We start from the raw sequence: 13308 nt of genomic DNA, 5'->3' as shown, positions 1-13308 counted from the left end.
CGGACTGTGACCCGGGCGCTCTGCCGCCCGGGTCACCTGTTCGGGGCTCTCAACCGACCAGCGCCACTCGCTCGGTGGCTACGGTGAGGACCTTGGTGAGGCCGGCCTTGTCCTGGGGGCGGCCGGCGACGGTGAGCTCGATGTAGGCGCGGCGGCCGTTCTCGAAGGTGTCGACGAAGCGGGTGGTGACCCAGCGCTGACCGCGGGCGCCGTCGCGGTAGGTGTAGGTGATCTGCGTGTAGGCGACGCGCGGGGCGGACCAGCCGACCTTCGACGGTGCGGTGCCGTTGGTGCGGGACACCAGCTTGAAGCCGGCGACGCTGCGCAGGGCGTGGATGCGCTGGTCGGCGGCGCGCGTCGTGCTGACCTTGCCGCCGAGGCCGCCGTTGACGCGCAGCATCCAGGTGTTCGAGCTGTCGGTGAACTTCGCCTGCTCGCGGCTGAGCTGGGTGAACTTCCAGCCCGTCGGCGCGTACACCGCGACGTTGCAGTTGCCCACGCGGCCCCAGCACTTGTAGCCGAAGTGCAGGCTGGACGCCTTCAGCGCGGGCTTGGCGTGCGCGGTGACGGCGGCGGTGCGGGCCGGAACCGCGGCGTCGCTCGGTGCGATCCCGACGAACAGCCCCGCGGCGGCGATGATCGCGGCGCCGGCCAGAACGCGAGCGGTGAGCGTCTTCTTCATGTCTGTTTCTCCATCGTCAAGGGGCTCCGTTCGGCCCGTCGAGATCAGAGATGACTCGATACCGCGACGACGTTGAGTGCCGTTCTTGTGATCAGCGTCTCGCCAACCAAGCGCCCCGGTACAACGTCTGACGACGCCTTCCGGCGCGTCTGGCACACTCGAAGGGACGAGGTGAGGTGAGGCGGATGGCGGAGCGGCGGCCGGTGAAACCGGGCGATCTGATCGGGTACGCGACGGCGGCCGGTCAGGAGGCGCGGGAGGTCGCGGCCCGGCGCCGGATGGTCAACATCCGGCTCACCGACGAGGAGCGGCACGTCTGCACCGACGAGCTGGCCGAACAGTTCGCGATCGGCCGGCTCGACGAGACCGAGCTGCACCGCCGGGTCGACCTGCTGAACGACGCCGTCACGCACGGGGACCTGGAGCCGGTGTTCGCCGGTCTGCCGACGCCGTCGCTGTACAAGCCGGCGCCGCGCAAGCCCGGCCGGTGGCGGTGGGCGGCGTTCGTGGGCGCGGTGTGGATGGCGCTGCCGTTCGCGCTCCTCGGGCTGGTGTTCCTGGTGTTCGGTCGCGAGGTCGCGGCGGCGATCTTCGGACTGCCCGCGCTCGCGTGGGTGTTCTTCACCTACCGCTGGGCGTCCCGGCCGCAGCGCGAGGAGCGTCGGCGCTCAGGCTCCTAGGCCCTGCCCAGCGTCGACTCCCGCGTGATCAGCTGGGCCGGGAGCTCGAGGACGCCGTGGTGCGGCTTGCCGGCGATGGCTTCCAGCAGCAGCGTCGCCGCGCGGCGGCCGAGGTCTTCCAGGCGGAGGTCGACGGTGGTGAGCGGCGGGCGGCTGGCCAGCGCCATGACGGGCCAGTTGTCGTAGCCGGTGACGGCGATGTCCTCGGGGACCGCGCGCCCCAGTTCGCGGAGCCGGTCGCAGACGCCGCGGGCGATCTGGTCGCTGCCGCAGCTGATCGCGTCCGGGCGCTGACGCAGTACCAGGTCGGTGGCCTGACGGCCCCAGCGTTCGCTCCACTCGCCGAAGAGCGGTTCGGTGCACAGATCGGCGGCGATGGCCTGGGCGCGCTCGGCGGCGGAGCGGTGATCGGCCGGGCCGGTGATGTGGGCGATGCGGGTGCGGCCGATCCCGCGCAGGTGCGTGATGGCCGCGGCGGCACCGGCCGCGTCGTCGACGATCACCGAGGCGTCGGCGGAATTCGTCGAGGCGGCCAGCGCGTAGACGACCGGCAGTGGTACGTCGATCGGCCGCCGCGGCTCGGTACGCCGGCCGGTGACGACGATGCCGTCGACGCCGCGCGCGACGAGTGAACGCAGATAGGTCTGCTCCCGCAACGGGTCGTCGCGGGTGTCGCAGAGGACGGTCGCGAGCTCGCCGGCGCTGAGCACGTCCTCGACGCCGCGCATGATCGGGATGCTGAAGCGGCCCGAGCTGTCGGTGGTCAGCAGCGCCACGGTGTACGTGCGGCCGGACGAGAGCGCACGGCCCCGGGCATCCGGTGTGAACCCGAGCTGCGCCGCGGCCCGGCGTACCCGGTCCCTGGTTTCCTGGCTCAGCTGCCCGGTGTTGCTGAGCGCCTTCGACGCGGTTCCGGCGGAGACGCCGGCGAGCGCGGCGACATCCACCATCCGTACCGCTGGCCTCTTCATCCTGTTTCCTTCCGATCCTGCGCCGAAGCCTAGCAGGATCCCTCGGACAACCCTGCTGACCTGCGCTTTGATCTTGACCAACGCGATCCTCAGTCCTACGTTGTCAACGACGGAAAACGTGTGCGGTCTTTCCGTCGGTGTGATGTCCGCCCCCGTCACCCGAAAGGCAGACCCAATGCCCGAACCCACTCCCGAAGGAATGCCCCGACGTGACTTCCTTGGTGTTTCCCTCGCCGCGGCGGCCGTCATGACCGCCGTCGATCCCGCCCCGGCCGAGGCCGCGCATCCGTCCGGACCGCCGGCCGGCCGCGGCGGGCACTACGTCCCGCAGCGCGCCCCGCTCCGGCCGGTCCCGTTCCAGAAGCTCCCGCCCGGCGCGATCGAGGCACGCGGCTGGCTCGCGCAGCAGCTCGACCTGCAGGTCAACGGCCTCTGCGGCCGGTACGACGAGATCTCGGACTTCCTGACCTACGAAGGCAACGGCTGGGTCGACCCGGCGCAGGGCGCGTGGGAGGAGCTGCCGTACTGGCTGCGCGGCTTCGGCGACCTCGGGTACGTCACCGGCGACACCGGCGTACTGACCAGGATGCAGCGCTGGATGGACGGCATCCTCGCCACCCAGGCGCCCGACGGCTGGTTCGGTCCGGAGCGGCTGCGGACCTCGCTGGAGAACGGGCCGGACTTCTGGCCGGGCATGCCGCTGCTGGCCGCGTTCCGGTCCTGGTACGAGTACTCCGGCGACGAGCGGGTCATTCCGTTCATGACGAAGTACCTGGGGTTCCAGAACACGCAGCCGGCGGACGTGTTCAACCGGTCGTGGGGTGCGTTCCGCTGGGGCGACAACATCGACAGCGCGTACTGGCTCTACAACCGCACCGGGGAGCCGTGGCTGCTCGACCTGGTGACGAAGATGCACAGCGGGTCGGCGGACTACGTCGGTGGCATCCCCACCTGGCACAACGTCAACCTGGCACAGGGGTTCCGCGAACCGTTGCAGTACTGGCTGCTGTCCGGCGAGGCCGAGCACCGAGCAGCGACGTACCGGAACTACTCGACCGTGATGGGGATGTACGGCCAGTTCCCGGGCGGTGGCTTCGCCGGCGACGAGAACTCGCGGCCCGGGTTCGTGGACCCGCGGCAGGGGTTCGAGACGTGCGGGATCGTCGAGCTGATGCACAGCTGCGAGATGCTGACCCGCTTCACCGGTGACGTCGCCTGGACGGACAGGTGTGAGGAGCTGGCGTTCAACTCGCTGACAGCGTCGTACGACCCGCGGCAGCAGGTGATGCACTACATCACCTGCGCGAACAGCGTGCAGCTCGACGACGGGCGCAAGCACGGGCAGTTCGAGAACCCGTTCGCCATGCAGGCGTACAAGTACGGCGTGCACCAGTACCGGTGCTGCCCGCACAACTACGGCATGGGCTGGCCGTACTACGTGCAGGAGCTCTGGCTGGCCACGACGGACAACGGTCTGGCTGCGTCCATGTACGCCGCCAGCAAGGTGACCGCGACCGTCGGAGCCGGCTCGGGTGAGACGGTGACCGTCGTACAGGACACGGAGTACCCGTTCTCGGACACCATCATGTTCACTGTGCAGACCGCGCGACCGGTCCGGTTCCCCTTCTATCTAAGGCGTCCTGGCTGGACACATGACGCCACCGTGACGGTCAACGGGCAGCCTGTACGCACGTCCGGCGCCTGGATGAAGGTCGACCGCACCTGGCAGGCAGGCGATCGCGTCGAGCTCACGCTGCCGATGCGCACCACCACCCGGGTGTGGGAGGACAACCAGCACTCGGTGTCCGTGGACCGTGGTCCGCTGACCTACTCGCTGCAGATCGAGGAACGCTACGAACGCATCGGCGGCACCGACGAGTGGCCGGAGCTCTCGGTCTATCCGGAGTCGCCGTGGAACTACGGGCTGGTCGCCGGCGCCTCCTTCGACATCGTACGGCGGCAGGCGGGCGAGAACCCCTTCACGACGGACGGTGTGCCGCTTGCGCTGACCACACAGGCCCGGCGGATCCCGCAGTGGGAGACAGACACCGAAGACGTCGTCGGACTGCTGCAACCGAGTCCGGCCCGGTCGGACGAGCCTGTGGAGACCGTGACCCTTATCCCGATGGGCGCGGCCCGTCTGCGGGTCACGTCGTTCGCGCAGGTCGCCCCTGACGGCAAGGAGTGGAGCTATCGCACCAGGATCATTGCGTCGCACGTGAACGACGGTGACTCGCTTGAGGCGCCTGACTCCGGTCGTACGCCGCGATCCTCCGCGGACACGTCGATTCCGCGCTTCACCTGGTGGGACCGGCGCGGTACGACGGAGTGGATCGAGTACGACCTGCGCTCGGTGCGAGAGGTGTCCCAGGCGTCCGCGTACTGGTTCGACGACACCGGCTCCGGGCAGTGCCGTGTCCCGCAGTCGTGGCGGGTGCTGTGGCTGGACGGTGACACGTGGCGGCCGGTCCAGAACACCACGCCGTACGACGTGGCGGTGAACCGGCTCAACACGACCGCGTTCACGCCGGTGCGGACGCAGTACGTCCGGGTGGAGGCCGTACTGCGTCCGACGTATTCCGGAGGCTTGCTCCAGCTCCTGTTTACCTAGCCGGTCCGGCGTCGACGTTCACCGCCCCGCGCACTCACACGCGCGAGATTGCAGCTTCCTGCAGCTTTCCGTGTGGGTTCGATGACCACGTGTGCCTGCGACAATGAGGCGGGGCAGTCGAGGGGGGATCTGTGGAGAACGACCCGGCGCTGGAGCACGCGCTTCTGGAGCACCTGCGGTTCGCGCCGTTGAGCCGCGCGGAGCTGGTCCGCCGTACCGGCGCGAGCGACGGGCGGGTGCAGGCCGCGCTGAACGACCTCATCACGGGCACGTTCGTCGCCAGGCGTCCGCAGGACTCCGGCCCGCCGGACTACGAGCTGACCAAGGCCGGGGCCGGCCGGCTGAAGCTCATGGAGGACCTGGTCGAGTCGCCACTCAAGACCATGGCCAAGGTGTTCGGCTCGATGGCCGTCCAGGTCGTCCGGCCGCCGCAGCCGCCGGGGACACCGCTGGAGAAGCTACGGCTGTCGGACGACGACCGGTCCGTGTGCACGACCGCCTTGGCGGACCAGTTCGCCGCCGGGCGGATCGACCAGCCGGAGCTCGACCGGCGGACGGATCTGCTGTACGCAGCGCGGATCCGGTCGGACCTGGACCCGGTCTTCGAGGGCTTGCCGCTGCCCGCGCTGGCCGCGCCGTACCAGCCGCCGCCGGGGACGCAGCCTCCCAACTGGGCGACGATCCTCTGGATCGCGCTGCCCGTGGTCGTCGTGATCGCGATCATCCTTGGCCACGCTCTGACGTCCGGCGCAAGCGCCGTCACGGTGCTGCTCTTCCTGCTCCTGGTCGGCGCGAAGATCGCCTGGACGTACCGCGGAAGACGATTCCGCGAGTGACCCGTCTTCGTCGTGGGGCTCGAAGTCGTGAACTAGCCTGTGGGCGTGGAGGCTGTGTTGCGGTTGGCGGTGGTGGCGGACGGGCCTGCGGTGGCTGAGTTGGCGCGGGCCGCGGTGGAGACGCAGTTCCCGGCGTACTACGACGCGCGGCAGACAGCCAGTGCCGCCGAGCACATCACCACGCTGGACACGGCACTGATCGACGACGGCACCTACTACGTGCTGGAGGCGGACGGTGAGGTCGTCGCCTGTGGCGGGTGGAGCCGGCGCAACAAGCTGTTCAACGCGAGTACGGCGGGAGCGGACGAGCGGCTGCTCGACCCAGCGACCGAACCGGCCCGCATCCGGGCGATGTTCGTGCGGGCGGACTGGACGCGGCGTGGGCTCGGCCGGGCGATCCTGACCGCCTGCACCGACGCGGCCCGCGCGGAGGGGTTCACCAGACTCGCACTGATGTCGACGCTGCCCGGCGTACCGCTCTACAAGGCTTTCGGCTTCACCGAGGTGGAGTCCGCCCAGCTGCCGATGCCGGACGGCACCCTGCTCGCCGGTGTCGCGATGGAACGACCAATTGAGGAGAAGGCATGACCGCCGGTACTACTGTCATCGCCCCTGACGGCACCGAGGTCGTTCTCGGTGAGATCGGGACCCGCGTGCTGCTGAAGAACTCACGGGTCCGCGTCTGGGAGGTGTCCCTGCAGCCCGGTGAGGCCCAGGGCTGGCACCTGCACCACAACCCGTACGTCGTCCTGTGCCTGTCGACGTCGCCCTGCCACATGGACTGGCTGGACGGCAGCCCGGCACGGCACCTGAGCGAGACGGTCGGCGGGTCGGTCTACCGTCCGGTCTCCCCGGTGCACATGCTGACCAACGACGGCGACGCGCTGTACCTGAACCGCCTGATCGAGGTGCTCGACCTCGGCGAGGAGGCGTCGGGCGACCCGCACTTCGGGGTCGACACCGCCGAGGCAGGCTTCGAGCAGGCCGGCGAGATCCCGACCAAGGTGGTCGTCGACGAGGACGACGTCCGCGTGCAGCACGTCACCCCTGAGGCCGGCGAGTCCTACACCTGGCACACCGGCCCGTACCCGGCCCTGGTCGTCGACTTGGACCTGCAGCACCCTGACGTGACCTACCTGGAGCCGGGAGAGTCCTACACGCTTCCAGCGAAGCCGGAGCGCACACCCGGCTTCAACTTGGTCGAGTTGCGCTACTACAGCAAGCCGCGCACCTGAGCGGCGTCCCGAGCCGCCAGCACAGCGGCAGTGTCGATCAGTCCGAGGTCGGCCTGCCGTAGCCGTGCTTTGACCAGCGGCACCTGGGGGCCGACGGCGCTCAGCTCTGTCACACCGAGAGCAGCGAGCAGGACGGCGGACTGGGGGTCGCTGGCCAAGTCGCCGCAGACCGCGACACGGACCCCGGCGGTGCGGGCGACATGGTCGATCAGCTGGAGTACGGCGGGATCGAGGCCGTCGGCGAGCGGGGCGACCGCGGCGTTGGTGCGGTCGGCCGCGGTCGTGTACTGCGTGAGGTCGTTGGTGCCGATGCTGACGAAGTCGAGATCCCGGGCGAGCGTAGCGACCCGGAGCGCGGCCGCGGGAACCTCGACCATGATGCCCACCTCGAGACCGTCGCGCGGGCCGAGTTCCTCCAGCGCCCAGTCGACCTCGTCGGCCGTCGTCACCATCGGGAACATCACGTGCACCGGCATCTCGGCCGCCGTACGCCGGACCGCTTCGAGCTGGTCGCGCAGCAGGTCGGGGCGATGACGGAACACCCGCAGACCGCGCTCGCCGAGGAACGGGTTCGCCTCCGCGGCCTGCGGCAGGAACGGGAGCGGTTTGTCGCCGCCGACGTCCCAGGTGCGGATCGTGATCGGCTTCCCGCCCAGCGCCCGCGCGATCGCCCGGAACGTCTCGGCCTGCTCGTCGACGGTCGGCGCGGTCCGGCGATCCCCGAACAGCACCTCGGTCCGCACCAGCCCGGAACCGTCCGCGCCGCGCACGTCCACAGCGTCCTGCAGGACACCCACGTTCACCAGGACGTCGATCGTCCTGCCGTCCCTGCTGACCGCGGGCCGGTCCGCCTCCTCGAGTGCCAGGCGTCGCTCGCCCACCCGCTCAGCGATCGTCGCGCGTACGGCCTGTTCGTCCGGCGCGAGCTCGAACGACCCCGTCCGCGCGTCGAACGCGACCGTCGTCCCGGCCGGCACCGCGACGTCCCCGATCCCGGTGATCAACGGGATCCCGCGCGACCGGGCCACGATCACCCCGTGTCCCGTCGTACCTGCTGCCCGTACGGCGATCCCGGCGATCCGGGTGGCGTCCAGCGTGGCCGCGGTCGCGGCGTCCAGTTCCGGTACGACGAGGATGCCGTCGGCCGGGGCTTCCTCCGTCGAGGTCCCGGTCAGCGCACGCAGGACCCGGTCCCGTACCGCGCGGACGTCCTGCGCCCGTTCCCGCTGGTACGCGTCGTCGAGGGCCTCGAACGTGGACGCCAGCTCGTCGTACACCTGCTTCCAGGCGATCGGCGCGGACTCGCCGCCCGAGATCGCCGTACGCACGGCGTCGAGCACCTTGCGATCGGTCAGCAGTGCGAGGTGCGCCTCGAAGATCCCACCGTGCTCCGCGCTGCCGTCCCGAAGGACCTGAAGGTCGTCGGCCGCGGTCCGGAGCGCGTCCTCCAGCCGTCCGGGCTCGTTGTCACCGGCAACGTATCCGTCCAGGTCCACCGCGTCGCCGGCCAGTACGGCGGGACCGATCGCCACATCCAGCCCGGACCCGCCCGCAGACCCGGCTGCCGGGACCGGCACACTCACCGAAGCGGCCGGCTCGTCGCCGAAGTTCTGTTTCGCCAGCTGCTCGATCGCGGCCAGCGCCGCGGCGGCCTCGGGACCGCTCGCGCCGACCCGCAACCGGTGCCCCTGCTGGGCGTTCAGCGTCGCGACCATGCTCAAACTGCCCGCATCCACCGGTCCACGGCCGGTGTCCAGATCGGTGAGCGTGACCGCGGCGTCGAACCCGTTCACCAGCCCGACCAGCCGAGCAGCAGGCCGCGCGTGCAGCCCGTGCTCGTTGCCCACCAGGACTTCCACGGTGCGATCGGCCTCGGCAACCGGTGTGGCCTCGGCGGCCTGGACATCGCCGAGGTGGTCCTGTTTGCCCGCCAGACCGCGCGCTGCCTCGAGCGCGACACCGTCGAGCGAGGCGCCGGTCGACGCCGTGACCACCGCGGCGACCAGGCCCTCGACCAGCGGAGCGCTCGTCAGCCGCACCCGCGCGGCCACCTCCGGATCGACGAACTCCAGCGCCATCTCCGCGCTCAGCACCGCGCTGCCCAGATCGAGCAGCACGAGGACGCCGTCCGCGCTGTCGGCGGCGCCGATCGCCTCGGACACCGCCATCGCGTCGGTCCCGAACGTCGTCGCATCCAGCCCCGCCGCCACCGCGATCACCGGACGCTTGTCCTCGGCAACCATCTCCGCGGCGAGCCCGACCGCCGCGTCGGCCAGCGCACGGCTGTGCGACACCACCACGATCCCGATCATGACAGCGTGCGGGCCGCGGACTCCAAGATCAGCGTCGTACTGGTCGCGCCGGGGTCCTGGTGGCCGGCGCTGCGTTCACCCAGGTAGCTCGCGCGGCCCTTCCGCGCGACGAGCGGGATCGTCGCGTCCCGCCCCTTCGCGGCCGCCTCGGCCGCCGCGGTCAGCGCCGTACCGAGATCCGCTCCGCCCGCGACCGCGCCGTCGTACGCCTCCAGCGCCGGCGCCCAGGCGTCGTACATGGTCTTGTCGCCGAGCTCCGGCTTGCCGCGCGCGAGCACCCCCTCGACCCCGGCGTGCAGCGCCTTGCCGATCGTCTCCGGCGTCAGGTCGGCACCGGCCAGCGCGGTCCCGAACCGCAGGAAGAACGTCCCGTACAACGGCCCGCTCGCCCCGCCGACCTTGCTGACCAGCGTCATCCCGGCCTTCTTCAGCACCTCGTCCGCCGACCCGAACTCAGTACCGTCCAGCAACTCCCCGATCGCCGTGAAACCACGATCCATGTTGATCCCGTGATCGGCGTCCCCGATCGCGGCGTCCAGCTCAGTCAGATACGCCGCGTTCTCGTGCAGCACCCCCGCACTGTCACGCAGCCAGTTGACGAAGGAATCGACTCCCATGCTCACGCGCCCCAGCGTAGGCCGGGGGTGTTCACCGGGGCGTCCCAGAGACGTACCAGTTCGTCGTCCGCCTTCAGGAGCGTCACCGAGCAGCCGGCCATCTCCAGGGAGGTGATGTAGTTGCCGACGAGGGAGCGGGCGACGGTGATGCCGGCCCGGTCGAGGAGCTGGGCGACCTCGTTGTACATCAGGTACAGCTCGATCAGCGGTGTGCCGCCCATGCCGTTGACGAACGCGATCACCGAATCGCCCTGCTGGTAGGGCAGGTCGGAGACGACCGGGTCGACCAGCAGTTCGGCGATCTCGCGGGCCGGAGCCAGCGGCAGCCGCTGCCGGCCGGGCTCGCCGTGGATGCCGATGCCGACCTCCATCTCGTTCTCGGCCAGGTCGAACGTGGGCTTGCCGGCGGCCGGGACGGTGCACGACGTCAACGCCATCCCCATGCTGCGGCCGTTGTCGTTGACGCGCTTGGCGAGGTCCGCGACGTCCTGCAGCGGGCGGCCTTCCTCGGCGGCCGCGCCGACGATCTTCTCCAGCAGCACGGTCACGCCGACGCCGCGCCGGCCGGCCGTGTACAGGCTGTCCTGGACGGCGACGTCGTCGTTGGTGACCACCGACAGCACCTCGGTGCCGGCGTCGGCGGCGGCCAGCTCGGCGGCCATCTCGAAGTTCATCACGTCGCCGGTGTAGTTCTTCACGATGTGCAACACACCGGCGCCGGCGTCGACCGCCTTGGTCGCGGCCATCATCTGGTCCGGGACCGGGGACGTGAACACCTCGCCGGCGCAGGCCGCGTCCAGCATCCCGAGCCCGACGAACCCGCCGTGCATCGGCTCGTGCCCCGACCCGCCGCCGGAGATCAGCCCGACCTTGCCGGATCTCGGCGCGTCCTTGCGGTAGACGATCCGGTTCTCCAGGTCCACCCGCAGGCGGTCCGGGTGCGCTGCCGCCATTCCGCGCAGCGCCTCACTCACGACATCAGCAGGGTCGTTGATGAGCTTCTTCATGTTCCCCATCTGAGCACACCAGCCCGCCGAAAGGGAGGCCCCGATTTCAGTCCTTGGGGCGCAGGAGGGGGCGGACGACCTCGCGGGCGTCGTGGATGCGGGACTTGACGGTGCCGAGCGGGGCGCCGACCTCGGCGGCGATCTCCTCGTACGACAGCCCGTAGACGTCACGCAGTACCAGAGGGGTCACCATCTGCGGCCGGTCGCGCTCCAGGGTCTCCAGCGCCTCCAGGAGGTCCAGGCGGGTGCCGGCGATCACGCTCGTGGTGCGCGGGTCCGGCTTCTCCATGGTCTCCGGGTTGTGCGCGGCCTGGGCGGTGCGCTTCAGCTTGCGGTACGTCGAGCGGGCGGAGTTCGCCGCGACCGAGTGGACCCAGGTCGAGAAGCTGCTGCGGCCGGAGTACGTGCCGATCTTGGTCGCGATGTTCAGCAGCGCCTCCTGGGCGGCGTCCTCCGCGTCCGCGGAGTACGGCAGGACGGAGCGGCAGATCCGCAGGACGCGCGGATACACCTGCCGCAGCAGGTCGTCCATCGCGTTCTTGTCGCCCGCCTGGGCCTGCTCCGCGAGGGTGGCAAGGTCGTCGGTCGGACTGGTGCTCTCGCTCATCTGCGCCTTTGCTTCTCGATCGGCCCCGGTAGGGACACTCCAATGACCCATAATGCCCTGTATGGGGGTCCCAACCAGACTCGGTCGCTACGTCGTGCGCCGACGCCTTGGCTCGGGTGGTTTCGCGACGGTGTGGCTGGCTCACGACGAGCAGCTGGACGCCGAGGTGGCGATCAAGGTGCTCGCCGACAACTGGGGGCACGACGACTCGGTCCGGCGGCGGTTCCTCGAGGAGGGCCGGTTCCTGCGCCGCGTCGAGTCCGAGCACGTCGTCCAGGTCCACGACGTCGGTGAGCTCGAGGACGGCCGGCCGTTCCTGGTGCTCACGTACGCCGATCGCGGCACCCTGGCCGACCGGCTGAAGAAGGAGCCCCTCCCGCCGGCCGACGCCGTCGACGTGGTCGTCCAGGTCGGCCGCGGCCTGCAGGCGCTGCACCGGCGCGGCCTGCTGCACCGCGACGTGAAACCGGCGAACGTCCTGTTCCGCAGCACCGACGACGGTGAGCGGGCGGTGCTGTCCGACCTCGGCCTCGGCAAGTCCCTCGACGAGGTGTCCCGGATCACGATGCCCGGCGGCACCCCGTCGTACGTCGCCCCTGAGCAGGCGCTCGGGGAGCGGCTGGACCAGCGCGCCGACCAGTATTCGCTGGGCGCGGTCGCGTACGCCGCCCTCACCGGGCGGTCTCCGCACCAGGTCGACGGGCTGGGCGCCGCCAGCCGGGTGAAGGTGGCGCCGCCGCCGAGCTCGCTCGGGTTCGAGCTGCCGGGACAGGTCGACGCGGCGATCGTCCGCGCGCTCGACCCGGACCGGGAGAAGCGCTGGCCGGACGTCCAGACGTTCACCAAGCAGCTCGTCGGCGCGCTCGACGAGCCCACCCGCGACTTCCCGATGGCGGCCCGCGAGACGGTCACGATCGCGTCGGACGACCTGGACGCGAAGACCGCGCTCAGCGACGAGAACCAGCCGACGATCGTGAAGCCCGCCGACCCCTCGGAGACCGTCGCCGCGGCGAGTTCCGTGACAACGGAGGGCGTCCGGGCGGAGACAGTGCACACGGGCACCGACCCGGCGGACACTGCCGACCCGGAGGCCGAGACCGCCGCCGTCGGGGTCGTCTCGGCCCCGCGGAAGCGCCGGCGTGGCCGGTGGGTGGTCGCCGCGGTGCTTGCGCTGCTGCTCGGCGGCGGCGCCGGGTACGCGGGACACTGGTACCTCTCGGACCGCAAGATGGTCGTCGTCTCGCAGGACCAGTTCTCGGTCCGGCTGCCGGAGACCTGGGCCCGGTCGATGGCCCGGTCGGTCTGGACGGCGCCGGGCGGCACCGGCGGCACTCCGGCCTTCCGAGTGAGTCAGGACGCCGACTGGTCCGGGAGGACGCCCGGCGTCTTCATCGGGGTGTCGAACGTGAAGCTGGCGGTCCCCGAAGGCAAGCAGTGCGACAACGCCGGCAGTCCCGTCCCGCACACGGTCGGTGGGAAGACGGTCACGGACCGGGTTTCCGGCAACTGCTTCGGTGCGGATATCGTGCTGCTCCAACGAGTCGTCGATCACGGGGACGGCGGCTCGCTCCTGGTCCAGGTCGTCGTGCCTGGATCGGAGCCGTACCGGGCCACCGAGATCGCCGATTCGGTGCAGTACACCCCCTAGGAAGTTCTCCATGCGTTTTCCGACCGAGCGGTTCCGGCCGTCGCCGGCACTGCTGCAGTCCGCCCGCCGCAGGTTCTATCGCCTGCGCTCCCAGATCTTCCG

General features: G+C 70.6%; 12 protein-coding genes and 1 pseudogene. 6 read left to right on the top strand and 7 right to left on the bottom strand.

Going from position 1 to position 13308, the window contains the following annotated elements; genetic code table 11:
* Nucleotides 1–49: 49 nt before the first annotated feature.
* A complete protein-coding gene (locus AB0L64_RS36660; RefSeq protein ID WP_359931320.1) occupies nucleotides 50–682 on the bottom strand; it encodes a hypothetical protein in 633 nt (210 codons plus the stop codon).
* A gap of 185 nt (nucleotides 683–867) precedes the next feature.
* Between AB0L64_RS36660 and AB0L64_RS36655 the strand changes: the two genes are divergently transcribed.
* Complete coding sequence (locus AB0L64_RS36655) at nucleotides 868–1362, top strand: DUF1707 domain-containing protein (RefSeq protein ID WP_363717581.1); 495 nt, start codon at nucleotides 868–870, stop codon at nucleotides 1360–1362.
* Here the strand turns inward: AB0L64_RS36655 and AB0L64_RS36650 are convergent.
* Nucleotides 1359–2333 (bottom strand): LacI family DNA-binding transcriptional regulator, encoded by a 975-nt coding sequence (locus AB0L64_RS36650; protein WP_363717580.1) that lies wholly within the window; start codon nucleotides 2331–2333, stop codon nucleotides 1359–1361. The two genes, AB0L64_RS36655 and AB0L64_RS36650, sit on opposite strands and share 4 nt — an antisense overlap.
* 175 nt (nucleotides 2334–2508) lie before the next feature.
* Between AB0L64_RS36650 and AB0L64_RS36645 the strand changes: the two genes are divergently transcribed.
* The 4 genes from AB0L64_RS36645 to AB0L64_RS36630 all read left to right on the top strand — a co-directional run bounded on the left by AB0L64_RS36645 (nucleotide 2509) and on the right by AB0L64_RS36630 (nucleotide 7015).
* On the top strand, nucleotides 2509–4944 hold the full coding sequence (locus AB0L64_RS36645; RefSeq protein ID WP_363717579.1) for a beta-L-arabinofuranosidase domain-containing protein: 2436 nt from the start codon (nucleotides 2509–2511) through the stop codon (nucleotides 4942–4944).
* 131 nt (nucleotides 4945–5075) lie between these two features.
* The gene (locus AB0L64_RS36640; RefSeq protein WP_363717578.1) at nucleotides 5076–5780 is read left to right on the top strand and encodes a DUF1707 domain-containing protein; all 705 of its coding nucleotides are present in this window, start codon (nucleotides 5076–5078) and stop codon (nucleotides 5778–5780) included.
* 45 nt (nucleotides 5781–5825) lie between these two features.
* Nucleotides 5826–6368: a GNAT family N-acetyltransferase gene (locus tag AB0L64_RS36635; protein ID WP_363717577.1), complete on the top strand. Its 543-nt coding sequence runs from the start codon at nucleotides 5826–5828 to the stop codon at nucleotides 6366–6368.
* The gene (locus AB0L64_RS36630; protein WP_363717576.1) at nucleotides 6365–7015 is read left to right on the top strand and encodes a hypothetical protein; all 651 of its coding nucleotides are present in this window, start codon (nucleotides 6365–6367) and stop codon (nucleotides 7013–7015) included. Before AB0L64_RS36635 ends, AB0L64_RS36630 begins: the two co-directional genes overlap by 4 nt.
* Here AB0L64_RS36630 and AB0L64_RS36625 read toward each other — a convergent pair.
* The 5 genes and pseudogenes from AB0L64_RS36625 to AB0L64_RS36605 all read right to left on the bottom strand — a co-directional run bounded on the left by AB0L64_RS36625 (nucleotide 6994) and on the right by AB0L64_RS36605 (nucleotide 11558).
* On the bottom strand, nucleotides 6994–8862 hold the full coding sequence (locus AB0L64_RS36625; protein WP_363717714.1) for an HPr family phosphocarrier protein: 1869 nt from the start codon (nucleotides 8860–8862) through the stop codon (nucleotides 6994–6996). The two genes, AB0L64_RS36630 and AB0L64_RS36625, sit on opposite strands and share 22 nt — an antisense overlap.
* 84 nt (nucleotides 8863–8946) lie before the next feature.
* Nucleotides 8947–9327: pseudogene (gene dhaM / locus AB0L64_RS36620) on the bottom strand (dihydroxyacetone kinase phosphoryl donor subunit DhaM); the annotation flags it as partial.
* On the bottom strand, nucleotides 9324–9944 hold the full coding sequence (gene dhaL, locus AB0L64_RS36615; RefSeq protein WP_359932126.1) for a dihydroxyacetone kinase subunit DhaL: 621 nt from the start codon (nucleotides 9942–9944) through the stop codon (nucleotides 9324–9326). The pseudogene dhaM and the gene dhaL, both read right to left, overlap by 4 nt.
* A 2-nt stretch (nucleotides 9945–9946) precedes the next feature.
* Nucleotides 9947–10951 carry a dihydroxyacetone kinase subunit DhaK gene (gene dhaK, locus AB0L64_RS36610; RefSeq protein WP_363717574.1) on the bottom strand — a complete coding sequence of 335 codons (1005 nt, stop codon included), beginning with the start codon at nucleotides 10949–10951 and terminating at the stop codon, nucleotides 9947–9949.
* 46 nt (nucleotides 10952–10997) lie between these two features.
* Nucleotides 10998–11558 carry an RNA polymerase sigma factor gene (locus tag AB0L64_RS36605; RefSeq protein WP_359931347.1) on the bottom strand — a complete coding sequence of 187 codons (561 nt, stop codon included), beginning with the start codon at nucleotides 11556–11558 and terminating at the stop codon, nucleotides 10998–11000.
* Nucleotides 11559–11619: 61 nt separating this feature from the next.
* On the opposite strand from AB0L64_RS36605, the gene AB0L64_RS36600 reads away from it, so the two are divergent.
* Nucleotides 11620–13206, top strand: coding sequence for a serine/threonine-protein kinase (locus AB0L64_RS36600; RefSeq protein WP_363717573.1), 1587 nt, complete (start codon nucleotides 11620–11622; stop codon nucleotides 13204–13206).
* The last annotated feature ends 102 nt before the right edge of the window (nucleotides 13207–13308 follow it).

This window comes from Kribbella sp. NPDC051936 (genome assembly GCF_040680955.1).
Taxonomy (GTDB): Bacteria; Actinomycetota; Actinomycetes; order Propionibacteriales; family Kribbellaceae; genus Kribbella.
This window is presented reverse-complemented; position numbering and strand designations above follow the sequence as displayed.

Coding starts and splice junctions, on each gene's coding strand:
- AB0L64_RS36630 (WP_363717576.1), top strand. CDS start 6,365: ATGACCGCCGGTACTACTGTCATCGCCCCTGACGGCACCGAGGTCGTT.
- AB0L64_RS36660 (WP_359931320.1), bottom strand. CDS start 682: ATGAAGAAGACGCTCACCGCTCGCGTTCTGGCCGGCGCCGCGATCATC.
- AB0L64_RS36600 (WP_363717573.1), top strand. CDS start 11,620: ATGGGGGTCCCAACCAGACTCGGTCGCTACGTCGTGCGCCGACGCCTT.
- dhaL (WP_359932126.1), bottom strand. CDS start 9,944: ATGGGAGTCGATTCCTTCGTCAACTGGCTGCGTGACAGTGCGGGGGTG.
- AB0L64_RS36650 (WP_363717580.1), bottom strand. CDS start 2,333: ATGAAGAGGCCAGCGGTACGGATGGTGGATGTCGCCGCGCTCGCCGGC.
- AB0L64_RS36645 (WP_363717579.1), top strand. CDS start 2,509: ATGCCCGAACCCACTCCCGAAGGAATGCCCCGACGTGACTTCCTTGGT.
- AB0L64_RS36605 (WP_359931347.1), bottom strand. CDS start 11,558: ATGAGCGAGAGCACCAGTCCGACCGACGACCTTGCCACCCTCGCGGAG.
- AB0L64_RS36655 (WP_363717581.1), top strand. CDS start 868: ATGGCGGAGCGGCGGCCGGTGAAACCGGGCGATCTGATCGGGTACGCG.
- dhaK (WP_363717574.1), bottom strand. CDS start 10,951: ATGAAGAAGCTCATCAACGACCCTGCTGATGTCGTGAGTGAGGCGCTG.